The 25,755-nt window shown below is 74.4% G+C and carries 19 protein-coding genes; 17 read left to right on the top strand and 2 right to left on the bottom strand.

What is annotated here, in order from left to right; translation table 11 throughout:
• The first annotated feature begins 403 nt into the window (after window positions 1–403).
• The 7 genes from ACSMXO_RS06200 (at window position 404) to ACSMXO_RS06170 (ending at window position 10,036) form a co-directional block, all read left to right on the top strand.
• The gene (locus ACSMXO_RS06200; protein ID WP_455416998.1) at window positions 404–1,816 is read left to right on the top strand and encodes an Hsp70 family protein; all 1,413 of its coding nucleotides are present in this window, start codon (window positions 404–406) and stop codon (window positions 1,814–1,816) included.
• Entirely contained in the window at window positions 1,813–4,440 is a 2,628-nt protein-coding gene (locus tag ACSMXO_RS06195) for a LuxR C-terminal-related transcriptional regulator (RefSeq protein WP_455416997.1), read from the top strand. Before ACSMXO_RS06200 ends, ACSMXO_RS06195 begins: the two co-directional genes overlap by 4 nt.
• A 749-nt stretch (window positions 4,441–5,189) precedes the next feature.
• Complete coding sequence (locus ACSMXO_RS06190) at window positions 5,190–7,484, top strand: nitrate- and nitrite sensing domain-containing protein (RefSeq protein ID WP_455416996.1); 2,295 nt, start codon at window positions 5,190–5,192, stop codon at window positions 7,482–7,484.
• Window positions 7,468–7,875: a roadblock/LC7 domain-containing protein gene (locus ACSMXO_RS06185; RefSeq protein WP_318401977.1), complete on the top strand. Its 408-nt coding sequence runs from the start codon at window positions 7,468–7,470 to the stop codon at window positions 7,873–7,875. The genes ACSMXO_RS06190 and ACSMXO_RS06185 overlap by 17 nt, the downstream gene beginning before the upstream one ends.
• 6 nt (window positions 7,876–7,881) lie before the next feature.
• Window positions 7,882–8,265 carry a DUF742 domain-containing protein gene (locus ACSMXO_RS06180; protein ID WP_346260122.1) on the top strand — a complete coding sequence of 128 codons (384 nt, stop codon included), beginning with the start codon at window positions 7,882–7,884 and terminating at the stop codon, window positions 8,263–8,265.
• 69 nt (window positions 8,266–8,334) lie between these two features.
• On the top strand, window positions 8,335–9,069 hold the full coding sequence (locus tag ACSMXO_RS06175; RefSeq protein ID WP_455416995.1) for a cellulose binding domain-containing protein: 735 nt from the start codon (window positions 8,335–8,337) through the stop codon (window positions 9,067–9,069).
• Window positions 9,070–9,259: 190 nt separating this feature from the next.
• Window positions 9,260–10,036, top strand: a complete 777-nt coding sequence (locus ACSMXO_RS06170; protein WP_455416994.1) for an ABC transporter permease — start codon at window positions 9,260–9,262, stop codon at window positions 10,034–10,036.
• A gap of 25 nt (window positions 10,037–10,061) precedes the next feature.
• On the opposite strand, the gene ACSMXO_RS06165 is transcribed toward ACSMXO_RS06170, so the two are convergent.
• Window positions 10,062–11,735, bottom strand: coding sequence for an SMI1/KNR4 family protein (locus ACSMXO_RS06165; protein WP_455416993.1), 1,674 nt, complete (start codon window positions 11,733–11,735; stop codon window positions 10,062–10,064).
• 176 nt (window positions 11,736–11,911) lie between these two features.
• On the opposite strand from ACSMXO_RS06165, the gene ACSMXO_RS06160 reads away from it, so the two are divergent.
• From ACSMXO_RS06160 to ACSMXO_RS06115, 10 genes are all read left to right on the top strand, one after another.
• The gene (locus tag ACSMXO_RS06160) at window positions 11,912–12,106 is read left to right on the top strand and encodes a CsbD family protein (protein WP_318401968.1); all 195 of its coding nucleotides are present in this window, start codon (window positions 11,912–11,914) and stop codon (window positions 12,104–12,106) included.
• 116 nt (window positions 12,107–12,222) lie between these two features.
• Window positions 12,223–13,299 carry a FecCD family ABC transporter permease gene (locus tag ACSMXO_RS06155; protein WP_346260126.1) on the top strand — a complete coding sequence of 359 codons (1,077 nt, stop codon included), beginning with the start codon at window positions 12,223–12,225 and terminating at the stop codon, window positions 13,297–13,299.
• The gene (locus tag ACSMXO_RS06150; protein ID WP_455416992.1) at window positions 13,296–14,456 is read left to right on the top strand and encodes a FecCD family ABC transporter permease; all 1,161 of its coding nucleotides are present in this window, start codon (window positions 13,296–13,298) and stop codon (window positions 14,454–14,456) included. Before ACSMXO_RS06155 ends, ACSMXO_RS06150 begins: the two co-directional genes overlap by 4 nt.
• A gap of 182 nt (window positions 14,457–14,638) precedes the next feature.
• Window positions 14,639–15,424 (top strand): ABC transporter ATP-binding protein, encoded by a 786-nt coding sequence (locus tag ACSMXO_RS06145; protein ID WP_346260128.1) that lies wholly within the window; start codon window positions 14,639–14,641, stop codon window positions 15,422–15,424.
• Window positions 15,425–15,577: 153 nt separating this feature from the next.
• Window positions 15,578–16,573: an ABC transporter substrate-binding protein gene (locus ACSMXO_RS06140; protein WP_346260129.1), complete on the top strand. Its 996-nt coding sequence runs from the start codon at window positions 15,578–15,580 to the stop codon at window positions 16,571–16,573.
• Window positions 16,574–16,577: 4 nt separating this feature from the next.
• Window positions 16,578–17,777, top strand: a complete 1,200-nt coding sequence (locus ACSMXO_RS06135) for an ATP-grasp domain-containing protein (RefSeq protein ID WP_455416991.1) — start codon at window positions 16,578–16,580, stop codon at window positions 17,775–17,777.
• Window positions 17,774–19,774 carry an IucA/IucC family protein gene (locus tag ACSMXO_RS06130; RefSeq protein WP_455416990.1) on the top strand — a complete coding sequence of 667 codons (2,001 nt, stop codon included), beginning with the start codon at window positions 17,774–17,776 and terminating at the stop codon, window positions 19,772–19,774. The genes ACSMXO_RS06135 and ACSMXO_RS06130 overlap by 4 nt, the downstream gene beginning before the upstream one ends.
• Before the next feature lie 41 nt (window positions 19,775–19,815).
• The gene (locus ACSMXO_RS06125; RefSeq protein WP_455416989.1) at window positions 19,816–21,387 is read left to right on the top strand and encodes an IucA/IucC family protein; all 1,572 of its coding nucleotides are present in this window, start codon (window positions 19,816–19,818) and stop codon (window positions 21,385–21,387) included.
• Window positions 21,388–21,855: 468 nt separating this feature from the next.
• Window positions 21,856–23,013 carry a type III PLP-dependent enzyme gene (locus ACSMXO_RS06120; protein ID WP_455416988.1) on the top strand — a complete coding sequence of 386 codons (1,158 nt, stop codon included), beginning with the start codon at window positions 21,856–21,858 and terminating at the stop codon, window positions 23,011–23,013.
• A 32-nt stretch (window positions 23,014–23,045) separates the two neighbouring features.
• Window positions 23,046–24,299, top strand: coding sequence for a bifunctional helix-turn-helix transcriptional regulator/GNAT family N-acetyltransferase (locus tag ACSMXO_RS06115; protein ID WP_455416987.1), 1,254 nt, complete (start codon window positions 23,046–23,048; stop codon window positions 24,297–24,299).
• A gap of 151 nt (window positions 24,300–24,450) precedes the next feature.
• Here ACSMXO_RS06115 and ACSMXO_RS06110 read toward each other — a convergent pair whose 3' ends face one another.
• On the bottom strand, window positions 24,451–25,707 hold the full coding sequence (locus ACSMXO_RS06110; RefSeq protein WP_455416986.1) for an erythromycin esterase family protein: 1,257 nt from the start codon (window positions 25,705–25,707) through the stop codon (window positions 24,451–24,453).
• Between the last annotated feature and the right edge of the window lie 48 nt (window positions 25,708–25,755).

Here is a 25,755-nt window from a genome sequence, read left to right as displayed (position 1 = left end):
GCGGGGTCCGGTGCGGTGTCGTGGCGGCGACGGATCCGCGTCCGGTGAGAGCGGGCCCGTCTGAGGTGGCGCAGGTGGAGCCTCCGGCGGCGGCGCGCTGCGTTGCGCCGCCGCCGGATGTCTGCAGCAGACGGTAGACCGGATCGACCTCGCCGGACATCGGGGACGACGCCGGGGTTCGGCGGCCCGTTCGCTAGGGCCGTGCCTTAGATCTGCGTTAGGGGCATAGGGGATGCGTTCCGGCAGAGTTAGGGTCCCGATGGCGGATAGATCTCTGGTACGAAAAGATGACTCCCTAACGGCCCACCGGGCGATCCCAGCCGCCCAGGGGTCGTCCCCGGGTGAGGCCGCGACATGGTACGCGCCGTCCTGGGGTGATGACTCGCGGTGAAGGAATGATCGGATGCCCTACGTCCTCGGAATCGATATCGGCAGCACCACCACGGCTGCCGCTGTCGCCCGGCTCCGGGGTAGCAACTGGGATCCCCCCGAACCCGTCCGGCTCGGACCGGCGGGCTGTTCCGTGCCGTCCGTCCTGCTGATGTCGAGCAACCGGTCGATCACGGTCGCCGACCCCGACGAGTACGACGGTCCGGTCGACAGCGGCTGGGTCGCGCGTGGCTTCGTGAACCGGATCGGTGACGACGTACCGCTGCTGGTCGGTGACGAGGCGTGCTCGGCGCAGGCGCTCACCGCCATGCTCGCGATGTGGGTGGTCGAGCGGGTGATGGACCAGGAGCGCGAGCGTCCCGAGTGGATCGTGCTCAGCCATCCGGCGGGCTGGGGCGACTACCGGCGGCACCTGCTCGGCGAGGCGCTCTGGGACGTCGGACTCGCCGACGTGGCCCTGCTGCCGACGCCGGTCCTCGCCGCCGCCAGCCACGCCGCGCACGGCTTCTCCGGCCGTACCCTCGCCGTCTACACCCTCGGCGGGCACACCTACTCCACCGCCGTCGTCGACCGGGCCCAGCCGCTCGGCTTCGACCTGCGCGGCGGGCTGGCCGACGCCGAACCACCCGCCGGAGCCGACTTCGACGAGGCACTGGTCGAACACGTCCGCGCCAGCCTGGCCAAGGAACTCGCCGACCCGACCGACCCGCTGGTCCGGCACGCCCTGCTCGGGCTGCGCCGGGAGTGCCGCCGGGCCAAGGCGGAACTGACCGCCGCCGAGACCGCCGACGTACTGGTCCGGCTGCCCGACCGGCAGACCCGGGTTCCGGTAGGCCGGGCCGGGTTCGAAGACCTGATCCGGCCCGCCGTCACACTGACCGTGGACGAGCTGACCCGTACGGTCCGGTCCTGCGGCCTGGCACCACACCAACTCGACGGCGTACTGCTGGCCGGCGGCTCGGCCCGGATCCCGCTGGTGCGCGAGCTGCTCGCGGCCCGGTTTCCGGTACCCGTCGAGGTCGAGGCCGACCCGCAGCTCACCGTCGCGGCCGGTGCCGCCGTGGCCGGCGGCCAACTGCTGGACCGGCAGCGGGGCAACCGGCCGCCACCTCGCCCGCCGGTGATGCGTCCGCCCCGACCCGGCGCCCGGCGCGGCGAACCACCGGCCCGCCGGCAGCGCGGCCGCTCCGGCGACGGCCGCGAACCCGGCCGGCACGACGAGGAACAGTCCCCGCTGCCGCCCCGGCCGCCGATCCGGATCACCCCGCTGGAGCTGCCGATGCGGGCGCTGTCCCGCCTCGCGTCCGGCCGCGACAGCATGGTGATCGGCCTGGCCGTGCTGGTGGTCGCGCTCGGCGTGCTGCTCGGCGCGGCCGCCGGGACGGACCCGCTGACCGTCGCCGCCCCGGACGGGTGGGGCCGGTGAGGACCGCCTTGACGCCGCGTACCGACACCGACGCCCCGCTCGTGCTGGACGAGCAGACCGCCGCCTTCCTGAACCGGGTCGACGCCGACCCGCAGGCGCCGCTCTGCACCGCCGTACAGGCGGCGGGCGGGCACGGCAAGACGGCCGTACTGGCCCGGCTGCGCCGCGGCTACCAGCAGGCCGGCGTACCGGTGCTGGACTCCTGGCGGGAGCTGGCCGATCCCGCTGACCCCGATCCGGTCGTACTGGTCGACGACGCCCACCTGCTCGACGCCACTGCCCTGGCGGAACTGCGCCGGCTGGCCGAGACCGGTCGGACCCGGCTGGCGGTCGCGTTCCGGCCCTGGCCCCGCCCGGCCGGGCTGGCCGAACTGGCCGAGGTACTGCACCGGGGCGGGCCACCCGTGCTGCTCGGCCCGTTCACCGAGCAGCGCACCGCGGCATACCTCGGCACGGCGTACGGGTCGACGGTGCCGCCGGGGATCGCGCGGCTGGTGCAGGAGCAGACCGGTGGCGTACCCCGGTTCGTCGAATGGCTGGCCCGGGCGCTGCGCCCGGCCGACCGCCGGGCTGCCCGCGCGGAGCGGCCGCCCACCGGTGCCGAGCGCCCGGCGCCGGCCCTGGAGATCCCCCGGTCGGTACTGCTCCAGTTCGCTCCCGAGTTGGAGAGCCTGGACATCGAGGTACGCCGGCTGCTGCTCGCGATGGCGGCCGGCCCGGCGCTCCCCACCGACCTGCTCGGCGCGCTGCTCTCCCGGCACCCCGACGAACTCGACGAGTTGCTGGCCGGGGCCAGGGCCGCCGGACTGCTCGGGTCAGACGACCGGCTCGCCCCGATCGTCCGGCGGGCCATCGCCGCGCTGAGCCCGGCGAGCCAGCGGGCGGCGGTCTGGCAGCGCTTGGCGGAGTTGCAACTACAGCGAGGCGGGCGGGTGCTTCCGCTGGTCCGGTCGATGCTCGACGGCGGCTTCGGCGGCAGTTGCCCGGCCGGCGTCGCGGAGGCCGCCGGTGACGAGGCGCTGGGCGAGGACCCGGCGCTGGCCGCCCGGCTCTTCGCGGTCGCCGCCGCGGCCGGACGGCCGGTGGCGGCGCGCCGGGCGATGGCGGCGGCGCTCTCCGCCGATCTCGACTCCGCGCTGCGCCTGGCCGACCGGCTGATCGCCACGCCAGACTCACCGGACCGGGCCGACGGGGCGGCGGTCGCCGCGACCGCGCTGGTGCACCGGGGCCACATGGATCGTGCGGTCGAGCTGTACCGCTGGTCGGGCACCCCGTCGTCGCTGGCGTTCGCGGCTCTCGGTGCGGCCGGTACCGGTCGGGTCGACCAGCTCGACCGGGTACTCGCCGATCCGCCCACGGACGGTCCGCCGACGCTGCTCGCCAGCGCGGCGCTGCTGATGGCCCGGGGGCTGAAGGAGACGCTCTCCGGCCCGCCGACCGCCGCGCTCTCCACCCTGGTGCAGGCGTCAGCGCTGCTCGAACCGGCCGGCCGGTCGGTGCTGCTACCGGAGACCCCGGCGGCGCTGGCCGCGCTGGTCGCCCTGCACTGCGGTGAGCTGGACATCGGCGAACGGGCCCTGGACCGGGCCGCCGCCGCCGGGCTCGGCGCGGCCCTGACCGCCCGTCGGCACCGGCTGCTCCAGGCCTGGCTGCTGATGGTCCGGGGGCGGGCGACCGAGGCCGCCGCGCAGTTGGCGACGGTCACCGCCGGCCCGGTGCCGCTGGAGTCCCGCGACCTGATCTTCGCCGCCGCACTGGACCTCGGCACCGCCCGCCGCAACAGCGACCTGCCGGCCCTGCAACGCGGCTGGGAACGTGCCCGGGAGGCCGTCGTACGCCACCCGGTGGACCTGTTCACCCTGCTCCCGCTCGGGGAGTTCGCCATCGCCGCCGCCCGGCTCGGCGAACTGGACCGGCTCGCCCCGTATCTGGGCGAGGCCCGGAACCTGCTGGCCCGGCTGGGCGATCCACCACTGTGGACAACCCCGCTGCACTGGAGCTGCCTGCACGCCGCGATCCTGGCCGACCGGCCGGCGGTGGCGGACGAGCACGTCGCCGCGCTGGCCGCCGCCACCGGGCACACCCGGTACGCCTCCGTGGTGGCCGCCGCCGGGCAGAGCTGGGTCGAGGTGCTGCGCGGCGCCGTCGACCCGGTGCGGGTGGAGGCCGCCGCGCGGGGCCTGCACGGCATCGGACTCTGCTGGGACGGCGCCCGGCTCGCCGGTCAGGCCGCGATCCGTACCTCCGACCGGAAGGCGATGACCACCCTGCTGGACTGTGCCCGGATGCTCCAGGGCCGGCCGGCCGGGGCCAAGGGCGGTATCCGACCGGCGGGTGGTGAAGCCACCCAGGTGGCGGACGCCATCGCCGTACCGACCGAGAACCGGCTCAGCGAACGGGAGCGGGAGGTCGCCGAGCTGGTGCTCAGCGGCCTGACGTACAAGCAGATCGGCGACCGGTTGTTCATCTCGGCGAAGACCGTCGAACATCACGTGGCCCGGATGCGTCAGCGGCTGAACTGTGCCAATCGCGGCGAGCTGCTGGCCCGACTGCGGACCATCGTCGAGGAGCGCTCCGGCGGCGGGCCGGTCAGCTCTCCGTGGCCACAGCGGACGGCACGGTGAAGGGGGCGGCGCGCCGGATGGCGGCGTTCGGCTCCGGACTCCGGCGAGGGGGGCCGATCCGTACCCCGGCGGACGCCGCGCCGGTGGACGGTCCGATCGACCGCCCGGGCCCGGCGGACCAGCGGCCCGATCAATCACCTCCACCGGACCAGCGACCCGACCAGGCACTGCCATTGGAACAGCGAACCGACCGGGCACGGCCACTGGAACAGCGACCCGACCGGCCACGACCGGCGGAGCAGCGAGCCGACCGGACACGACCGGCGGAACAGCCTGGCAACCCGCCGCGGCCGGCGGGACAGCGACCCGACCAGGCACGACCGGCGGAGCAGCGAACCGACCGGACACGACCGGCGGAACAGCCTGGCAACCCGCCACGGCCGGCGGGACAGCCTGGAAACCCGCCACGGCCGCCAGGTCAGCCGGGCGCCCGGCCACGGCATCCCGAACAGCCCGGCAACCGGGCACCGCATCCCGAACAGCCCGGCGGTCGAGCGCGGAACTCCGCGGAGCACGGCAACCGGGCAAGGCCGGGGGAAGAGTCGGCCGAACCGGGGAGGCCGGCAAAGCGGCGGGTACCGGAAGGCAAGCCCGGCTCCGCGCCCGGTGGTCCGCCCGGGCGGACCGACCCCGGTCCGGGGCGCGGGAACTCCGGGCCAGCACGGAGCGAGTCCGCGTCCGGACCGGTCCGCAGCGGCTCCCGACCGGCGAGGAACGAAGCCGGACAGGTAAGGGACGAAGCCGGGCAGGTGCGGAGCGAGTCCACATCCGGGCCGGTCGGGGGCGGCGAGACCGAGTCGCCAGGGTCGCCGGTCGGGTCGGCACCCACCCGGATCGTGGCCAAGGGTGCCGCCCTGCTGGTCGTGCTGACCGTGCTCTGGGGCTACGCCACCTTCCTGACCGCCCGGGACGCGATGGACCTGCTCGCGGTCCGGACCCTCGGCACCCAGCTTGGCCAGCCAACCGACGCGCTGATCCTCAGCCTTCAGGCGGAACGCCGGCTCAGCATGGTCGAACTGGCCGCACCGGGCCGGCACCGGGCGGCCCTGCTCGAACAGCGCGCCCGCACCGACGCGGCGGTCGGGGCGCTGCGGCGGTTCACCGACCGGACGGATCTCCGGCTGGCCACCGTCGGCGCGGTGCGGGAGCGGGCCGCGGAACTGGTACGGCGGCTGGACGATCTCCGGCCGCTCCGCGACGACGTCGACGGCGGCCGTGGCGACCGGGCCAGCGCCGCCGCGTCGTACGGAGACATCATCGACGCCGGCTTCGCCGTGTACGGCTCGCAGTGGGCCAGCCGGCGGAGTGACCTGATCGAGGAGACCCGTACCCTCCTCGCACTGTCCCGCGCCGCCGAGCTGCTCTCCCGGGAGGATGCCCTGGTGGCCGGGGCGCTCGCCTCGCCCCGATTGACCGGGGCCGAACACACCCGGCTGGTGGACCTCGTCGCGGTGGCCCGGTTCGCCCGGGCCGAGGCGGGGGCCGGACTGCCCGGGGCGGAGCGGGCCGGCTACGAGCGGCTGGTCACCGGCCCGGTCTTCGCGACCCTGCACGCCGCCGAGACGGAACTGCTGGACGCCGACTGGGACGGCGCAAGCCCACCGGTCCCGCCCGCCCGTTGGCAGGCGGCGACCGAACCGGCCCTGTCCGAGCTGCGGACCCTGGTCACCATCGGGGTACGGGACAGTGTCGACCGGGCCACCCGGGGCGCGGCCGGGGTGGTCGTCCGAGCCGGCCTGGTCGGTGGCCTCGGCCTGGTGGTGCTGGTGGCAGCCGCCGTACTGACCCTGCGCGGCACCCGGCGGATCGTCGCCCGGCTGGACGAGTTGGGCAGCGAGAACGCCACACTGGTCGGTGCCCGGGACGACCTTGCGGCGGAGCTGGCCAGCCAGCGGAACCGGGCCGCCGAACTGACCGACCGGGCGGCCGAGTTGGCCGCCCAACGCAAGCGGCTCACCAGCCAGCGGGAGCAGCTCGTGGCGCAGACCGGGCGGCGGCAGGCGGAGACCGAGCGGGTGGCCGAACGAGCCGCGCAGATCTCGGCCCGACTCGCCGCGCACCAGCGGGCCCGGGAGGTCAACGTCTGGTTGACCCGGGAGAACCAGAGCCTGCTGCACCGGCAGATCGGCCTGCTCGACGCGATGGAGCGGCGGGAGACCGACACCGAGGAACTGGCCGAACTGTTCCGGCTCGACCACCTCGCCACCCGGATCCGGCGCAACGTGGAACAGCTGATCAGCCTCTCCGGAGGTACGCCGGGCCGGCGCTGGCGGCGGCCGGTGCCGCTGGTCGACGTCGTACGGGGCGCGGTGGCCGAGGTGTCCGACTATCCACGGGTACTGGTGGCCCCCCACTGGTCGGGGGCGGTCGCCGGGCGGGCCCTGCCCGACCTCATCCACCTGCTGGCCGAGATCATCGAAGCCGCGCTATCCGGTTCGGCCCCGACCACCACGGTGCGGATCGCCGGCGAGGTACGCGACGGCGGTCGGGCGATCATCGTCAGTGACGACGGCGTCGGCCGGGGTCCGGCCGAGCTGGACGCTGTCAACGAGTTGATCCGCGACACGCCCAACACCGGACCGCTCAACGGCGCGGTCGGGATGTACGTGGTCGGCCGGCTCGCCCGCCGGCACGGCGTCACCGTCGAATTGACGGCCGGGCCTCGGGGCGGGACAGCCGCGATCGTGCTGGTGCCGGCTACGCTGCTGGTCGAGACATCCGAGCCCGAACCGACGCCTGCCCCGGGCACCACCACCGCAGCGGGGCGGCCGACCGACACCGCCGTCGGACAGCCGGCTGGCGCGCCCCGACCCGGGGCCGCCCCGGCTCTGCCGGTCCGGGTCCGCCGTCCGGACCCGGACACCCCGGTCGGCACCCCGAGCCGGGCCGCCGGCTCCGCTCCGAACGGCGCGCCCGTCCGGCGCGCCGAAACCGACTGGTCGGCGACGATGGAGCTGCCGGTAGCGCTCCCGGCACCCACCGACGACCAAACCGAGAGCAGCGAGAGGACGACAGGTGACTCACGCAGTGGTCACGACGGATAACCTGGTCCGGATACTCGACGAATTCGTGGACCGGGTCTCGGCGGCCGAGCATGCCGTGGCGCTCTCCCCCGACGGGCTGCTGCTCGGGGTCTCCCGGGGGGTCGGCGGCGAACTCGCCGACCAGCTCTCCAGTGTGGTCGCCGGCTTGCAGGCGCTGGCCCAGGCCGCCGCCCGATATTCCGGCCCCGGTGGCGTGCGGCAGGTCATCGTGCAGATGCACCGGGCCTTCCTGTTCGTGGCCGCGACCCGGGGCGGCGCGATCCTCGCCGTCCGGTTCGCCGGGGACGCCGACGTCGACGAGATGGCGTACGAGGTGGCGCTGGCGGCCGGCCGGGCGGACTCGCACCTGCCCACCTTCCCGGTACCGGCCGATGACCTGACCGGGGGGTGACACGGGGTGCGCACCGGTGCAGGAGGTCGGCACGACGACGCCTGGTACGACCAGGACGCCGGGCCGGTGGTCCGCCCCTACGCGATGACGCGGGGCAGGACGCAGCCGATCCGGGGACAGTTCGATCTGATCTCTCTGGTGGTGGCCCGCTGGCCGGTGCCGCAGCGCGCCGAGCTGACGCCGGAACAGTCCGAGATCCTCGCCAGTTGTCGCCGGCCGCTCTCGGTGGCGGAGATCGCCGCCGCGCTGGACCTGCCGGTCGGTACCGTACGGGTGCTCCTCGGTGATCTGCTGGACGCGGGGCTGATCGACACCCACGAGCCGCCGGTGCTGGACGCGCCCTCGGAGGATCTGCTGGAGGCTGTGCTCGCCGGGTTGCGGGCACTCTGATCCGCTCGGCCCGGTCTGACGGGCGGGGGCGGCGGGGTGTCGCCACCCGTGCAGCGAAAGGGAAGTCACGTGCGCAAAGTTCGACAACGTCCGGCGCGTACCCTGCCGGTCGCCATCCTCGACGTGCTGCTCGCCGGGGTGGCGGCAGTACGCGCCCTGGTCCGTCGGGTGGCCGGGCTGCTGCCGGCACGCCGGGGCGACCGGGTGGTGGCGAGCGTGATCGTCGCGGCGGCGCTGGTCGCGGTCATCGGCACCGGGTTCCTGGTCGTCACCCTGCTCCGCACGCCGGACCAGTTCGCGCCGCTGGGTGTGGCGCCGCCGCCCTCCGCCGAGATCGAGGTGGAGCCCGGGGACGGGACGGACACTGCCAGTGGTAGCGCGACCCCACCGGCCTCCTCGCCACTGGCCCCGTCACCGACGCCGCCCCGGGCCGGGCCCCGGAGCAGGCCGGAGCGCTCCGGCTCCCCGTCGCCGGCTCCCCCGCCGCCCCTGGCCGCCCGGTACGCGACCGAGGACGTCACACTGCTCAACTACACCGCCTCGGTGACCATCACCAACCCCGGTCCGGCTCCGGCCAGCGACTGGCGGCTCGTCATCACGCTGCCCCGGACCACCCAGTCCGTCGCCGCGGTGGACGGCGCCCAGGCCAGCCGCGAGGGCGCCACCTGGACCTTCGTCCCGGACCGGGCGACCAGTCGGGTCCCGGCACGCGGCTCGGTGCAGGTGCGCTTCCGGGTCGACGGCGCGCTGATCGACGGGGAGCCGACGGCCTGCACGATCAACAACCGCCCCTGCGAGGCGTAGCCGTCCGCGATGAGCTGCGCACGCCGCTGGCGACCATGCACGGCTGGATCGACCTGTAGCAGGCATACCCGCCGGTCATCAGGCATAGCGGGGCCGCCAGCAGCGACGTCGGCCGGTCGGCGTCACCGGCCGGGCCCGGCTGGCGCCCGCCCGGATGCGGCCCGTCGTCGCGGCGGCCACAATCCGGGTCATGGATCAGACCTCGATCACCCTCGGGCCGGCCTTCTTCGTCGTCCTGGCGGCGCTGGCACTGCTCGGCGCCGGGGTCGTCGGCTGGGCAAGACTCGGCCCGGGTCGGGCGGTACTGACCGCCTCCGGCCGGGCCGCGATCCAGCTCGCGGCGGTCTCCGCGATCATCATCCTGGTCCTCCGCTCCTGGTGGTCGACGCTGCTCTTCGTCGTCGTGATGTACGTGGTCGCGGCCGGCACCTCCGCCCGCCGGGTGACCGGTGGACGTACCGGCTGGGTCACCCTGCTCCCGATCGGGCTCGGCGTCGCCCCGGCGCTGACCCTGCTCGTCAGCACCGGCGCCGTACCGCCGACGCCGCTGGCCGTACTCCCCACGGCCGGGATCCTGATCGGCGGTGCGATGACCGCGACCAGCCTGGCCGGCCGGCGCGCCCTGGACGAGTTGCACACCCGGCACGGCGAGTACGAGGCGGGGCTCGCCCTCGGCTTCTCCGATCGGGACGCCGCGATGGAGGTCTGCCGGACGTCAGCCGGTCAGGCCCTGGTGCCAGCTCTCGACCAGACCCGTACGGTCGGACTCGTCACGCTGCCCGGCGCGTTCGTCGGCGTACTGCTCGGCGGTGCTAGCCCGGTGCAGGCCGGCGCGACCCAACTGCTCATCCTCGTCGCGTTGCTCGCCGTGGAGGCGATCGCCATCGCCGGAACCGTCGAACTGGTCGCTCGGCACCGGTTGACCGCCGCCCCGCAACCGGCCGGCTCCGCCCCGACCCGTCACTGATCCGGCGGCGTCCCGCCGTCAGCCGCTATCCGACCGTCCAGTCGAGCCGGCCCTCGGCGTCGACGGTCGGGCGGTACCGCCCGGAGTACGGCTCGCCGGTCTCCAGCGACTCGGCCACTCCGGCCAGCAGGTCACCGACCGAGGCTGGCCAGCCGTCGAAACCGGTGCCGTCCTCGGGATAGAACTCGCCGATCCGGCCGTGCCGACCGGGCCGCTGGTCGACCAGCAGGCTTCCGCCGTCACCGGCCGACGCGAACGGTACGAAGGACGGGTGCCACCAGTGGTCGTCCATCGACACGTCGGCCCGGACACTGCAGTTCACCGCCCAGTCGCTGGCGATCTGGTCGAGCCGCAGCGGCCGGTAGAAGGGCGGGAGATCGAAGTCGTCCGCCCCGTCGTGTCGGCGCAGCGAGGCGACCAGGTCGGCGGGGAACGCCACCGACAACCGGGCCTGGAGCGCGGCGATCCGGGCCGGTGCGGCTGGCGGGCGCAGGCCGGCCCGGCTGCGCGGGGCGTGCCGGGCCAGCCAGCGCTCGATGCGCAGCCAGGCGGCGTCGACCCGGGCCGTGGTCGCCGCGTCCGGCACGGTGCCGACCACCTTCCTGGCGGCGTGGACGCAGGCGACGGCGGACGGAGACCCGGCCGGGGTCGGGGTCCACACTGGCATCGGCAGCCGGGCGGTCGGCCCCGCTTCGTTCGGCATCTCCCGGATCGTGGTGATCCGCTGGGTCACCTCCGCCGGACCGGTCGGCGCGACGACGGTCAGGCCGCAGAGCAGCAGCACCGAGGCGAGGAAGACCACCAACAGGACGACCAGTACCCGCTTGCCGCTGACCGTCCGCCGGACGGGCGTCCGGGCCGGCCGGTGCCCCACCGGCTCCGCCACGATGCGGCTCGGCCTCCCCTGCCCCGCACCGGAAACCGGCTCCGCCCCGGCAGCCGGCGGCTCCGCCGGCCCACCCGCCGACGACGCAGCCCCGGCAGCCGACCGTTCCGCCGACCCGCCAGCCGACGACGCAGCCCCGGCAGCCGACCGCTCGGCCGAGTCGGTGGGCGGCGTGGCTGGTGGTGCGACCTCGGACGGTGCCGGAGCGGTGGTCGAGGTCGGGCGGCGGCTGGCGTGCAGCAGCGGATCCAGCCAGCCCGGGGCCGCCGCCCGGAACGCCTCCGGCCGGTCGGCCGCGTCCGCCGGAATCCGGCCGGCCAGCCCGACCGGCAGCCCGGCGAGTTCGTCACCGTCGCCGACCGCGACCACCGTACCGGTGAGATCGCGTCCGTCGAGGACGTCGAGGGCCAGCGTGGTGTGGTTGGCCGCGTCGGGCCCCAGGTCGGCGACGAGCACCACCGGAGCGCCGAGCGCCCAGGCCAGGTCCGCGAGGGTCCAGCCAGCGCGACCCAGCGGTACGACGAGACCGGGCGCCCCGGTCACCAGGACCAGCCCATGGGTACGCGACAGCGCCCGGACGAGCCCGACCAGGTCGTCCACGCGTACCGGGTCGACGGCACCGGCGCGCACCTCGAGATAGCTGGCGAGGTTGTCCCGCAGCAGTGCGGGCGCGACGTCGGAACCGTCATCGACGATCCGGAGCACCGCCGCCCGGGCCGTCGACGCCGCGCAGAGGGCGGCCGTGGCCACCGCCCAACTCGTGGTCGACGAGATCGTGGTAACCACCCACGGACCACCGTCCGGCCAGGACATCGACGCCTCCCCAGGTCGCCCGCAGCCTACCGAAACCGCCCGGGTACGGGGGGACCCCGCGCGCCGCCCGGCCTCGCCGCCGCTGCGCCCGGGGCCCGTTTCGCTCCGGGCACCGGCGGGCACTTCAAGGGGCGGCGAGGTGCGGAGAGCACCTCGGCGAGAAACTGGAGGACACGATGGGCATGGGAGACAAGATCCGGCACAAGATCGAGGAAGTCGCCGGAGCGGCCAAGGAGAAGGCCGGCGAGGCGACCGGCAACGAGCGGCTTCGTGCCGAGGGCGCCACCGAGCAGACCGAGGCGAACGTCAAGCAGGCCGGTGACCACGTGGGCGACGCCGCGCGGGACACCCGGGACGCGTTCCGGCCCTGAGTTCCCACCCGGACCCGGGTGGTGGGTGCCGCGACCCTGGGCACTCACCACCCGGGTTCGCCGTGCCGCCGGCAGCCCCGCTGAGCTGCTGGTTAGGCGTGGCTTATCTTACTTAGGTGCCCCTAACCCTCCGCACCCCGGCAGTACCGGGCCAGGCACCGCCGCCCCCGCACCGGACCACGGCCGGTCGGCGTACCGCCCTGGTGCTGGTGCTGCTCGCCGCGGTCGCGCTGGCCTGCCTGGCGAGCGTGCTGATCGGCGCGAAGCACGTACCGCCGGGCGAGGCGTTGCGGGCGTTGACCGGTGACCGGAGCGGAGACGCACTGCTCGTCGCGGAACTGCGCTTCCCGCGTACGCTGCTCGGCCTGCTGGTCGGGGTCGCGCTCGGGGTGGCCGGCACGCTGGCCCAGGAACTCACCCGCAACCCGCTCGGCGATCCCGGACTGCTCGGCGTCTCGGCCGGAGCCGCCCTGGCGGTGGCGACCAGCATCGGGGTCCTCGGACTGACCTCGCCCTACCAGTACGTCTGGTTCGCCTTCCTCGGTGCGGCCCTGGCCGGCGCCCTCGTCTACGCCGTCGGCGGTGCGGCCCGGGCGTCGGCGAGCCGGGGCAGCGCCTCTCCGGTCAAACTCGCGCTCGCCGGCGCGGCGGTCACCGCGCTGCTGATGAGCCTCACCAACGCGCTGGTGCTGCTGGACGTCCGCACCCTGGACCAGTACCGGTTTTGGGCGGTCGGCTCGCTCGCCGGCCGGGACGGCGGCCTGGCCGGTCAACTGAGCCCGTTCGTCCTGGCCGGGCTGCTGCTGGTCGCGGTCATCACGCCACGACTGAACGCGCTCGCCCTCGGTGACGACCTCGCCGGCTCGCTCGGGGTACGGGTCGGCACCACCCGGCTGCTCGGCGCGGCCGGCGTGATCCTGCTGACCGGCGCCGCGGTGGCCGGCGCCGGTCCGGTCACCTTCGTCGGGCTGGTCGTGCCACACCTGGTACGCACCTTCACCGGCCCCGACCTGCGCTGGCTGCTCCCCGGGTCGGCGCTGGCCGGTGCCGCGCTGCTGCTCGGCGCCGACACCCTGGGCCGGCTTCTCGACCATCCCGGCGAGGTGCAGGCCGGCGTGGTGACCGCGATGATCGGCGCCCCGTTCCTGATCGTCCTGGTGAAGCGCGGCCGGTTCCGGGAGCAGACCCGATGAGCCTGCGCCTCCCCGACCGGGCCGCGCCGGCACCGCCGCCCGAGACGAGCGCATCGCCGCCCGGGACGACCGCACCGCCGGTTGTCGGGGCGGCCCGGCGACGGGGCCGGGTGGGCTGGGAACTGGCCGGGCTCGGCGGCATCGTCCGGCCCCGGGTGGTCGGGGTGCTGCTGCTGGTGGTCGTGCTCGCCGCCGCCGGGCTGGTCGCCTCGGTCTCGGTCGGCGAGTTCCCGATCCCGGTCGGTGACGTCGTGGCCGCCCTCACCGGCACCGGCGGTGCGGACGCCACCCTGATCGTGCGCGAGCTGCGGCTGCCCCGGGCACTGACCGCGCTGCTGGTCGGCTGCGCGTTCGGGCTGGCCGGAGCACTGATGCAGGCGGTCACCCGCAACCCGCTGGCCAGCCCGGACCTGATCGGCGTGACCGCCGGGGCCAGCACCGGCGGGGTGGCCGCGGTGCTGATCGGCGGGGTGACCTCGGCCGGCGCCGGCTCGTACGCCAGCGTTCCGTTCGGCGCGCTACTCGGGGCGCTGGTCGCGGCGAGCATCAGCTACGGGATGGCGTTCCGGGACGGCACCATCACCGGGTTCCGGTTCGTACTCGTCGGCATCGGCGTGCAGGGGGCGCTCACCGCGCTGACGAACTGGCTGCTGGCCCGGGCCGACGTCAACGAGGCGTCCCGGGCGATGGTCTGGCTGACCGGCTCGCTGAACGGGCGCGGCTTCGAGCACGCCTGGTGGATGGGGCTGGCCCTGCTGGCGGTCGTACCGGTGGTGCTGGCGCTGATCCGGCCGTACCAGTTGCTCCAGTACGGCGACGACACCGCACGGGCGCTGGGTCTGCCGGTGGACCGGGCCCGGATCGTGTTGCTGCTCGCCTCGGTCGTGCTGGCGGCGGTGGCGACGGCGGCGGCCGGCCCGATCGGTTTCGTGGCGCTCGCCGCACCGCAGATCGCCCGGCGGCTCACCGGTACCGCCAACCTGCCACTGCTGACCAGCGGCTGCGTCGGTGCGGCCCTGCTACTCCTCACCGACCTGGCGGCCCGGCTGGTGCTCGCCCCGATCGAGCTGCCGGTCGGCGTCGTCACCGGTGCGGTCGGGGCGCCGTACCTGATGTGGTTGCTGGCCCGGGCGAACCGGGTCGGCCGGGCCGGCTGAATGAACCTTCTCCACCTCCGCTGCGGTCCGTGGTGGCCGCGGGTGGAAGCCGGAGCGCAGCCGTCGCGCGGTCCAGGTGGAGACAGGTTCGGTGTCCGGCGGGGCGTACGCCGGCCCACGACGGCAGGACATCTCGACCGGTGCCGGCGACCGGCGAGGCCCGACGATCATGTGGAGGACGAATGACCGCGCTGCTGGGCAGCGACCTTCGGCTGGGGTACGGCGACCGGATCGTGGCCGAGGGCCTCGACATCGAGCTGCCGGCCGGCAAGGTCAGCGCGCTGGTCGGGCCGAACGCCTGCGGGAAGTCGACGGCGCTGCGGGCGCTGTCCCGGCTGCTGGCACCGGCCGCCGGGGTCGTCTATCTCGGCGGGGACCCGATCGCCAGCCTGTCGAACCGGGAACTCGCCCAGCGGTTGGCGCTGCTGCCGCAGTCGCCGATCGCCCCGGACGGGATCACCGTGCGGGACCTGGTGGCCCGGGGGCGTACCCCGCACCAGCACTGGTGGCGGCAATGGTCCCGGGCCGACGAGCAGGTCGTCGACGCGGCGCTGGCCGCCACCGGCACCGCTGAGCTGGCCGACCGGAACCTCGACGAACTCTCCGGCGGGCAGCGGCAGCGGGTCTGGATCGCGCTGGCGCTGGCTCAGGACACCCGGGTGCTGCTGCTGGACGAGCCGACCACCTATCTGGACCTGGCCTACCAGGTGGACGTGCTGGAGTTGGTCGCCGAGTTGAACCAGCGGGACGGCACCACGGTGGTGATGGTGCTGCACGACCTGAACCAGGCGTGCCGGTACGCCGACCACCTGGTCGCGATGCGGGCCGGCCAGGTCGTCGCGGCCGGACCGCCGACCGAGGTGGTGACCCCGGAACTGGTCCGCGAGGTGTTCGGCCTCGACTGCCGGATCATTCCCTGCCCGGTGGCCGGCACGCCGATCGTCGTACCCGAGGGGCGCCGCCGGTGACCGGCGGTACCGGTGCCGGCAGGCCGGGTGGGTCGGTGACCAGGGGCGACACGACACGGTGATCGGGTTCGCAGTTTCCATTCAGCGGTGAGCAAGGCTAACCTAACTGCGAAGTAGGCGAGCCTTACCTTAGTACAGGAAGAAGGAAGTTCCATGCGTCGATTCGCGCGCGGCACCGGGGCAGCCCTCCGGCTCGCCGCCGGCCTGACCGGGCTGACCCTGGCCGTCGGGCTGTCGGCCTGCGGCACCTCGGACCCGGCGGGCGGGACCGACACCGGTCAGGGAGCCGCGGTCGACGCCGGATTCCCCCGCACCATCACCCATGACAAGGGCAGCACCGAAATCAAGGCGAAGCCGCAACGGATCGTGGCACTGGACAACAGCCTGGTGGAGGCGGTCGTACTGCTCGACCGGCCGCTGGTCGGCGGGATCGCCAGCTACCGGAACCAGCAGACCTTCCCGGACTATCTCGGCGACGCGGTCAAGGACACCAAGGACATCGGCCCGCTGGACAACCCGAACCTCGAACTGATCGCCTCGCTCCGGCCGGACCTGATCGTGTCGGCGACCGTCCGGCACGAGGCGCTCTACGACAAGCTCTCCGCGATCGCGCCGACCGTCTTCGTCAAGACCACCGGACCGATCTGGAAGGACAACATCACCCTGCTCGGCAAGGCCCTCGGCGAGGAGACCAAGGCCGAGCAGGAGTTGACCGCGTACGAGGCGCGGGCCAAGAAGATCGGCGACGAGGTCAACGCCAAGGCGAACAACCCGTCCGTCTCGGTGGTCCGGTTCGTGGACGGCCCGACCCGGCTGATGGCGAAGGCGTCGTTCATCGGGATCATCCTGGCCGACGCCGGGCTGAAGCGCCCCGCCTCGCAGAACGAGGAGACCTTCGCCACCGAGATCAGCGAGGAGCAGATCGAGCTGGCCGACGCGGACCACATCTTCGTCACCACCTACAGCGGCGGCGAGAGCTACAAGGAGAGGTTCCAGGCCAACCCGCTGTGGACCCGGCTGGCCGGGGTGCAGGCCAAGCACCTGTACGAGGTCAAGGACGAACTCTGGATGACCTCCGTCTCGGTCCAGGGTGCCCACTTCGTCCTCGACGACATCGCGCAGACCTTCCAGGTCGACCCGGCGAAGTAACGCCGTGCGGCTCTATCTGACCGCGCTCAACCCGACCGACTCGGTACTCGACGGCTTCCTGCCGGCGGCCGCCCGGCTCGGGCTGCCGGTGACGGTACTGACCGACCAGCCTGCCGCCTGGCCGGCGAGCCCGGCCCAGCGGTCCGGGGCGGAGGTGTCCGGCGCGGACGTCCGCGACGTGCGGGGCGTACTCGACGCGGTGCACCGGGGCGAGCCGCCGGTCGCGCTGCTGTCCAACAGCGACCACCTGCAGACCCCCACCGCGCTCGCCGCGGAATACCTGGGACTGCCCGGCAAGGACTGGCGGGCGACGCTGCGCGGCAAGGACAAGCGGCTGACCCGGCGTACCGTCGCCGACGCCGGACTGGACCGGGTGGCGGCGGTGGCGCTCGGCCCGGACGACTCCCCGGAGCGGGCCGCGACCGTGCCGTTTCCAGCGGTGGTGAAGCCGCGCGAGGGCGTGGCCAGCGAGGACGTCTATCTGGTCGACGGGGTGACCGAGCTGCGTCGCCGGGTCGCGGAGATCCGCGCCCGGCGGCCCGGCCAGAGCCTGCTGGTCGAGGAATACCTGGCCGGTGACCTGCACACGCTTGAGACCCTCGGCGACGGCACCACGACCGCTGTGCTCGGCGGCTGGCGGACCAGCCTCGGACCGCCGCCGACCTTCACCGAGGAGGCCCTCGACTGGGCACCCGAGCTGCCGGCGCCGCTGCTGGCCCAGGTGCTCGCCCAGCTCGACGCGCTCGGCGTCGGCTTCGGCGCCTGCCACACCGAGTTCGTCGTCGCCGACGGTCGGGCCCGGCTCGTCGAGGTCAACTACCGGCTGATCGGCGACCGGGTCGACCTGGTGATGGCCGAACTGCTCGGCCTGCCGCTCTTCGCGCAGGTCATCCGGATCCACGCCGGTGATCCGCTACCGGCCCTGCCCGACCCGGTGAGCCTGGCCCGGCACGCCCGGGTCGAGTGGGTCTGTGCCGACCGTTCCGGGACCCTGGTCGCCGCGCCGGGCCCGGTGGACGCGACCGGACCGGGCGGGGTCCTGCTCGGCTCGCGTCCACTGCGGACGGTCGGGGTGACCGCGCCGCTGACCGGTACCAACCGGGACTATCTGGCCGCGCTGCACGGGATCGGCCCCGATCCGGCGACCGTGCGCGGCGCGCTCCGCGACTTCCGGGCGGCCCACCGCTGGAAGATCGAGGCATGACGACGCAACGGCGAGGGCGAAAGGGCAGCGGATCCGGCGGTGGCTTCCGTGGGCGGGGCCAGCGGACCTCCGCAGGCGGTGCGGTGGCCGGGGCCGGCGCCGACGCCGCCGAGCGGCAGCTCTTCCAGCGGGTACTGGACACACTGCTTCGCGAGGACCACCTCGGCCTGGCCGGCAACGGGCAGCGCAGCGGCCCATGGTGGCTCACCCGGATTCCCGGCGCCCGGCTGCGGCTGCCGGTCGAGCCGGACGGATTCCAGCACGAACTGCGTACCGCCCGCCCGGAACTGGTGGTGCTGCCGGACGACGGGCCGGAGCCGGCCGTACCGCCCGACGACGAGCCGGACCCGGAGCGGATGGTGCTGCGCGACGGCGAGACCGGCTCCGGTGCCCGGGGACGGGTGGTGCGGAGCCTCGACGGGCTGCTCGACGCGCTCGCCCCGGTGGACGATCCGGAGGCCGAGGCCGGGTGGGCCGCGTTCCGCGCCGAGTGCCGGGACGATCTCGTCGCCCGCCGGCTCGCCGCGCAGACCCGCTCCCGGGTCTATCCCGACCTGCTCGCCACCCGCGCCCGCACCCCGGACGGGATGGCCGGAGCGCTGCTCGACGACGTACTGGCCGCCCGGGCGGACCACCCGGTCTATCCGACCAGCCGGGCCCGGATCGGCCTGGACCGCACCGCCCTGCTCGGGTACGCCCCGGAGCACGCCCCGACCTTCGCGCTGTGCTGGCTGCCGGTGCCCCGCGCCGAACTGACCCTCACCGGTGCGCTGCCGGACTGGTGGCCGCCGTCCGGTGAGCCGGAGACGGTGCTGCTGCCGGTGCATCCGGTCACCGCCGACCGGATGCACCTGCCGGTCCGCGCCGACGTGCCCGAGGTACTCGTCCGGCCGACCCTGTCGACCCGGACGGTGGCGCTGGTCGACGACCCGTACACGCACCTGAAGCTGCCGCTGGCCACGGCGGCGCTCGGGGCCCGGAACATCCGTACCATCGCGCCGGGCACCCTGGTCGACGGCGCGGAACTGCACCGGCTGCTGGCCCGGATCGCCGCCGCCGAGCCGGCGTTCGCGGGTCGGATCCTGCACGCCGACGAGAGCTGCTACGGCCATGCCGGCGATCCCGCCCGGTCCTTCCTGGTCCGCCGCTTCCCGGCCGAGCTGGCCGGGCGGGTCGTGGTCCCGGTCGCCGCGCTGGCCGCCGAGGACCCGGCCGGCGGTACCGTCGCGCAGCGGGTGGCCGGGGCGGATCCGCGCCCGCTGCTGGAGTCCTATCTGGACCTGCTGGTCGACTGGCACGGTTATCTATGGCTGCGGCACGGCATCGCGCTGGAGGCGCACCAGCAGAACATCCACCTCGTCCTCGACCCGCCCGATGACACCGACCCGCCCGACGACACCGGCCCGGGCGCCGGCGCCGGTCCCGGAGCGGGCGGCGGCACCGGAGCGGCCGGTGGCCCGGCTGCCGCCGGCCAGCTCGGGCGGCAGCGGACCCGATCGGCCGGCGGCGGGCTGCGGCTGCTCTACAAGGACAACGACGGTGCCCGGCTGGTCCGGCGCCCCGGGCCGGCCCTGCGGGACGAGCGGATGTGGGTCACGGATCCCGGCGAGCTGGCCGACGTGTTCACCACGATCACCCTGCACCTCGCCGCCGCCGCGCCGCTGCGCGCCCTCGCCGAGCGGGGTGTACCGGTGCCGGCCCCGGGCCCGGCGCTGCGCCCCCGGCTGCTCGCCACCCGGGACCGCTGGACCAGCACCCCACCCCGCACGACCCCACCCGGCCCGGCCGACGGCGTCACGAACGCACCCGGTCCGGTCGGCTGGGACGTGGCCGCCGCCGGGCGGCTGCTCACCGAGCGCGTCCTGACCGCCGACCACCTGCCGGTCAAGGCGATGCTCACCGCTGGAACGCTGCTACCGAAGCAGCGCACCGGCTGTGCCGACATCAACAAGTACTACCTGCGTACCGGTCCCAACTATCTGCGGTCCGATCGGTGACCGCGGTCGGGGGCGGGCCGCGTCGCGGCAAGGAGCTGTCGATGACCGCCGCTGTGTCCCGGCCCACCGCCGACCTCGCCAGCACGCACACGCTGCTCGGCTGTGTCGCGCGGGAGGTCGCCGGTCCGGACCGGCAGACCACGCTGGCCGACGGCCACGCCGTGGTACGGCTGCCGCGCAGTGCCGTACTGCTGCGCTGTGCGGTGGCCCGGGTCTCCGAGGTGGGGACGCACCGCTACGAGGGCCCGGTGCAGCGGTTCTCCGCCGGCACCTGGTCACCGGTGGACGCGGCCGGGCTCGCCACCCTGGTCGCCGACGAGCTGACCCTGCGCACCGGGGTCCGCAACGACGAGTTCGCCGGGCAGGTGGTGGCGAGCCGGGACGCGCTGGACCGGGTGCTCCGGCTGCGCCCGCCCGCCGATCCGGACCCGACCGGCGACCCGGTAATCGACTCCTATGTGGACTCAGAACAGTCGCTGGTGCACGGCCATCCCCGGCATCCGGCCCCGAAGTGGCGCAGCGGCGACGTCGAGGCGTGGAACGCGTACGCTCCCGAGCTGCGTACCAGCCTGCGGCTGCGCTGGATCGCCGTACCGGCGGCGCTGCTCGGCTCGGACGGACCGTTCGACGAGCTGATCGAGGTACTCGATCCGCCACCGGCGCCGGCCGGGCACGCCGTGCTGCCGGTGCACCCCTGGCAGTTCGAGCTGTCCCGGCCACTCGACCCCCGGCTGCGCGACCTCGGCGTGGCCGGTGCGGTGCTGCGCCCGACCGCCAGCGTGCGGACCCTCTACGCACCCCGGGCCGACCTGTTCGTCAAGACCAGCCTGCACGTCCGGATCACCAACTGCGTACGCAAGAACGCCCGCTACGAGTTGACCGGTGCGGTGGCGCTCACCCGGCTGCTCGCCGAGCTGCCCCTGCCGGCCGGGGTGGCGCTGCTGCCCGAGCCGGCGTACCGGACGGTGGAGCTGCCGGGGCTGGACGAGACGTACGGGGTGATCCTGCGGGGTGGGCTGCGCCCGCACCTGGCCGAGGGCGAGACGCCGCTGATCGCCGCCGCCCTGGCCGCCGCGCCGCTCGCGGTGGCCGACCCGGTCGGCTGGTGGGAGGCGTACGTCCGGCTGCTCGTCCCGGCGGTGCTGGACCTCTGGTGGCGGCACGGGGTGGTACACGAGGCCCACCTGCAGAACGTGGTGGTGGTGCTGGACGCCGACCGGTGGCCGGTGCGGATGCTGCTGCGCGACCTGGAGGGCGTCAAACTCGAGACCGAGCGCCGGGCCGACTGGCTCGCTCGGCTGCCGGCCCAGATCGGGTACGACCCCGAGCAGGCGTTCAACCGGGTCAGCTACTGCCTCTTCGTCAACCATCTGGTGGAGCTGGCCGGGGCGCTCGCCGACGCGCATCCCGGGGTCGAGGCGCGGCTCTGGGCAGCACTGCGCGAGGTGGTGCTGGAGACCTCGGCCCGGCTCGGCGATCCGCCCCGGCTGCGTGCCCTACTGGCCGGCGTACCGCTGCCGGTCAAGGCCAACCTGCTGGTCCGCTGGCAGCGGGCCGCCGACCGGAACGCCGGCTACCTGCCGTTCCCCAACCCGATCGGAGGTGCCTGGTGAGCGCGAGGAGTGAGCCGGGTTTGCGAGCCCCGCAGCGCGAACGAAAGGCGGGCCGGTGAGCGCGAGGAGTGAGCCGGGTTTGCGAGCCCCGCAGCGCGAACGAAAGGCGGGCCGGTGAGCGCGAGGAGTGAGCCGGGTTTGCGAGCCCCGCAGCGCGAACGGAAGGCGGGCTGGTGAGCGCGAGGAGTGAGCCGGGTTTGCGAGCCCCGCAGCGCGAACGGAAGGCGGGCTGGTGAGCGCGAGGAGTGAGCCGGGTTTGCGAGCCCCGCAGCGCGAACGAAAGGCGGGCCGGTGAGCGCGAGGAGTGAGCCGGGTTTGCGAGCCCCGCAGCGCGAACGAAAGGCGGGCCGGTGAGCGCGAGGAGTGAGCCGGGTTTGCGAGCCCCGCAGCGCGAACGAAAGGCGGGCCGGTGAGCGCGAGGAGTGAGCCGGGTTTGCGAGCCCCGCAGCGCGAACGGAAGGCGGGCCGGTGAACCTGGGGCCCGGTATCGACCGGCCGAGTTACTGGTACGACCTGGCCGGGCTGGACGCCTCCGTGGCGGCGATCCGGGCCGCGCTGCCGGCCGGGGTCGAGCTGCTGTACGCGATGAAGGCGAACCCGGACCCGGGAATCCTGCGTACCCTGGCGCCGCGTGTCGACGGCTTCGAGGCGGCCAGCGGCGGCGAGCTGCGGCATCTGGCCGAGGTGTTCCCGGGTACCCTTCCGGCGGCGTTCGGCGGGCCGGGCAAGACCGACCCGGAGCTGGCCGCCGGGCTGGCCGCCGGGGTGCGCCGGTTCCACGTCGAGTCACCGACCGAGCTGCGCCGGCTCGACCGGCTGGCCGGGCACCGGGGCACGGTCGCCGAGGTGCTGCTCCGGGTCAACCTGCCGGTGCCGGTCGGCGACGCGGTGCTGGTGATGGGGGGCCGGCCCAGCCCGTTCGGGATGTCTCCGGCCGACGCCCGGGCCTGCGCCCGGCTCGACCTGCCCGGGATTCGGATCCGGGGCGTGCACGCCCACCTCGGCAGCGGGCTCGCCGCACCCGGTGCCGCCGCCGTGGCCCGGACGGTCGTGGAGTGGGCGGTGGCCGAACTCGACGCCCGCGAGGTGAACGTCGGCGGCGGCATGGCGGTCGACTACGCCGATCCGACGGCCCGGTTCGACTGGCCGGCGTACGGCGCCGCACTGGCCGAGCTGCTGGCCGAGCATCCCGGCCGGACGCTGCGGATCGAGCCGGGCCGGGCACTGACCGTCTACTGTGGCCACTACCGGGCCCGGGTGCTGGACGTGAAGCGCTCCGGTGCCGAGTGGTTCGTGGTGGTGACCGGCGGCACGCACCAGCTCCGTACCCCGGCCGCGAAGTCGCACTCCCAGCCGTTCACCGTGCTGCCCCGGCCGGAATGGGGGTACCCGTTTCCCCGGCCGGTCACCGGGGCCGGCCCGGTGACGATCGTCGGGCAGCTCTGCACCCCGAAGGACGTGCTGGCCCGGGTGCCGGACGCGGCCGAACTGCCGCCGCCGGGCCGGATCGCGGCCGGCGACACGATCGTCTTCGGCATGGCCGGCGCGTACGCCTGGAACATCAGTCACCGGGACTTCCTGATGCACGACCCGCCGGAGTTCCGGACCGGAGTGCCGGAGGACTGACCGCCGAGAAGTCTCTGACTATAGTCAGAAAAATGACGGCGGCGATCGAACAGGCGGCGGCGATCGAACAGGCTCAGTCGGTCCGCGATTTCAACCGCTACTACTCGCAGCGGATCGGGCTGCTCACCGACCGCTATCTCGGCCAGGACCGGCCGCTCAGTGAGGCCCGGCTACTCTACGAGATCGGCACCGGCGCGCCCGTCCGCGACCTGCGTACCCGGCTCGGCTGGGACTCCGGTTACCTGAGCCGGTCACTCCGCTCCCTGGAAGGGCAGGGCCTGGTCCACCTCCGGGCGCACGAGACGGACGGCCGGGTCCGGGTCGCCGAGCTGACCGCCGCCGGCACCGCCGAACTCGCCGAGTTGGAGCGGCGTGCCACCGCCGCCGCCCACGAACTGCTGGCACCGCTCACCGCCGCCCAACGGGCGGAGCTGATCGCCGCCCAGCACCGGACCCGCCGGCTACTCCGGCTGGCCGCCGTCACGGTCGAGGTCGTCGAGGCCGACTCGGCCGCCGCCCGGGACTGCCTGACCGAGTACGCCGCCGAACTGTCGACCCGGTTCCCCGAGGGCTACGACAGCCGGGCGCTGGTGGACCCGGCCGAGGTCGGCGGGGCCGGCGGCGCCTTCCTGGTCGCGTACGAGCATGATCTCCCGATCGGCTGCGGCGGGATCCGGACGTACGCGCCCGGTGTCGCTGAACTGTGCCACCTGTGGGTGCATGCCGACGCCCGTGGCCTGGGGCTCGGCCGCCGGCTGCTCGCAGAGCTGGAACGGCAGGCGGTGACCCGAAGCCTGCACACCGTGCGGCTCGGCACCCACGGATCGCTGCCCGAGGCGGCGGCCCTCTACCGCTCGGCCGGCTACCGGCAGATCCCGGTGTACGGCGACAGCCCGTACAACCAGCTCTGCTTCGAGCGGGTCGTCGCCGGTGACGTACCCGGGAAAGCGCTGCCGTCGCTGGACGGCCGGCGGTTCCGCGCGGTGGGCGAGGTCGACGGCGGCGAGGTCGGTGCCGCGACCGTCTTCGACTACCGGGAGCGTGGCGGGGAGATCTCGGCGACGTACGCCGGCGGCAGCGTCCGGACCGGCCACCTGGTCGGCACCCGGGACGGCGACACCCTCGACTTCCGCTACGTGCAGCTCAACACCGCCGGCCAGACCTCCACCGGGCACTGCGTCAGCCGGATCTCCGTGCTGCCCGACGGCCGCCTCCGCCTCGACGAGACCTGGTCCTGGGAGTCCCGCGTAGGCTCCGGCACCAGCGCCGTCGAGGAGGTCGGGTAGCGGACGGCCGCTGGCATATGTCCGGTGAACCTGATGCCACAGAGTCATCATGATGACTCTGTGGCATCACCAGCACAGCGCAAGTGCTCCGCCGTCTGAGGCGATCGTCGCCCGACCGCCGCGCCCGTGGCCGGCGACCCGGCCTCGGCCGTTAGACCCCGGACGGGTACGTCTCCAGTTCGCCGGGGGCCGTCGAGGCGGGGAGCGGGTGCACCGCGGTGGTGTGGTCGCACCAGATGAAGGCGTCGTACCGGTCGCCGAGCCGGGTCGGTACGTAATTGCCCCACGCCTCGAACGACGGGTCGTAGACCACCCCGATCGCCCGGTGGTCGGCCTCGTCGACCAGCCAGTCCGGCCGGTCGACGGAGTCGAAGACCAGCATGGCCCGCTCGGGCAGCATGTGGTGCAGCCGCTCCTCCACCGACCCGGCCCGGGCCACCGGCACGGTCATCACCTCGGCCGGCGCGCCCCACCGGGTGCCGGCGACCACGCTGCCCTGGTAGCTGCCGAAGCCGACCAGCACCACGTCGTCGGCGCCGTACCGCTCCCGCGCGAGCTGGCCAATGTTGATCATCCCGCCCTGGGCCATGTCGGTGGCCCGGGCGTCGCCGATGTGCGTGTTGTGCGCCCAGACCACCGCCCGGGCCTGTGGGCCGTACCGGTCCAGCAGCCGGTCGAGGGTGTCGGCCATGTGGCTGTCCCGGACGTTCCAGGACTGCGGGCCGCCACCGACCATCGCCCGGTAGTACTTCTCCGCACCGGCCACCACCGCCGCGTTCTGCCAGGCCGAGAAGGCGTCGGCGCCGTCGGCGGCGGCCCGTTCCCGGGTACGCGCCAACAGCCGCACCACCTCGGCCTCACAGCGGGCCGAGACGAACCGGCTGGCCAGCCCGTACTCCTCGATCCGGGTGCCGTACGGCTCGAAGCACCGGTACGCCTCCTGGGCGGCCTCCAGCGACGCCGGGTCCTCCTCGCCCAGGTAGTCCAGGATCGCCTGCATCGAGTCCCACAGGCTGTAGACGTCGAGCCCGTGGAAGCCGACCCGTTGCCCGTCCGGCCGGTCCAGGTTGCAGGCCCGGAGCCACCGGCAGAACCGGGCCACCTCGGCATTGGCCCACATCCAGGTCGGCCACCGCTCGAACCGTTCCAGCGCGCGCTGCGGGTCGTCGTCCCCGCCCGGGGCGCCGACCACCGAGCGGTGTACCAGGTCGCAGTCCGGCCAGTCGCCCTCCACCGCCACGAACGAGAAGCCGCACTCGGCGATCAGCCGCCGGGTCAGCTGCTCGCGCAGCCGGTAGTAGTCGTACGTGCCGTGGCTCGCCTCGCCCAGCATCACCACCCGGGCCGAGCCGATCCGCTCCAGCAGCGGGTCGAAGTCGTCCGGGGCCCCGAGCCGGTGAACCTGCATGGCCGGCGGCTACCCTGCGGACCGGCCGGGTAAACCCCTGGTGTGGGT

This window comes from Plantactinospora sp. DSM 117369 (assembly GCF_053764795.1).
The sequence above is the reverse complement of the archived record's forward strand: the minus strand, read 5'-3'. Positions and strand labels throughout refer to the sequence as shown.

Excerpts from the sequence above, each read along its gene's own strand:
- ACSMXO_RS06125 (WP_455416989.1), top strand. The coding sequence starts at position 19,816 with ATGACCGCCGCTGTGTCCCGGCCCACCGCCGACCTCGCCAGCACGCAC.
- ACSMXO_RS06170 (WP_455416994.1), top strand. The coding sequence starts at position 9,260 with ATGGATCAGACCTCGATCACCCTCGGGCCGGCCTTCTTCGTCGTCCTG.
- ACSMXO_RS06130 (WP_455416990.1), top strand. The coding sequence starts at position 17,774 with ATGACGACGCAACGGCGAGGGCGAAAGGGCAGCGGATCCGGCGGTGGC.
- ACSMXO_RS06140 (WP_346260129.1), top strand. The coding sequence starts at position 15,578 with ATGCGTCGATTCGCGCGCGGCACCGGGGCAGCCCTCCGGCTCGCCGCC.
- ACSMXO_RS06110 (WP_455416986.1), bottom strand. The coding sequence starts at position 25,707 with ATGCAGGTTCACCGGCTCGGGGCCCCGGACGACTTCGACCCGCTGCTG.
- ACSMXO_RS06165 (WP_455416993.1), bottom strand. The coding sequence starts at position 11,735 with ATGTCCTGGCCGGACGGTGGTCCGTGGGTGGTTACCACGATCTCGTCG.
- ACSMXO_RS06200 (WP_455416998.1), top strand. The coding sequence starts at position 404 with ATGCCCTACGTCCTCGGAATCGATATCGGCAGCACCACCACGGCTGCC.
- ACSMXO_RS06160 (WP_318401968.1), top strand. The coding sequence starts at position 11,912 with ATGGGCATGGGAGACAAGATCCGGCACAAGATCGAGGAAGTCGCCGGA.
- ACSMXO_RS06150 (WP_455416992.1), top strand. The coding sequence starts at position 13,296 with ATGAGCCTGCGCCTCCCCGACCGGGCCGCGCCGGCACCGCCGCCCGAG.
- ACSMXO_RS06145 (WP_346260128.1), top strand. The coding sequence starts at position 14,639 with ATGACCGCGCTGCTGGGCAGCGACCTTCGGCTGGGGTACGGCGACCGG.
- ACSMXO_RS06115 (WP_455416987.1), top strand. The coding sequence starts at position 23,046 with ATGACGGCGGCGATCGAACAGGCGGCGGCGATCGAACAGGCTCAGTCG.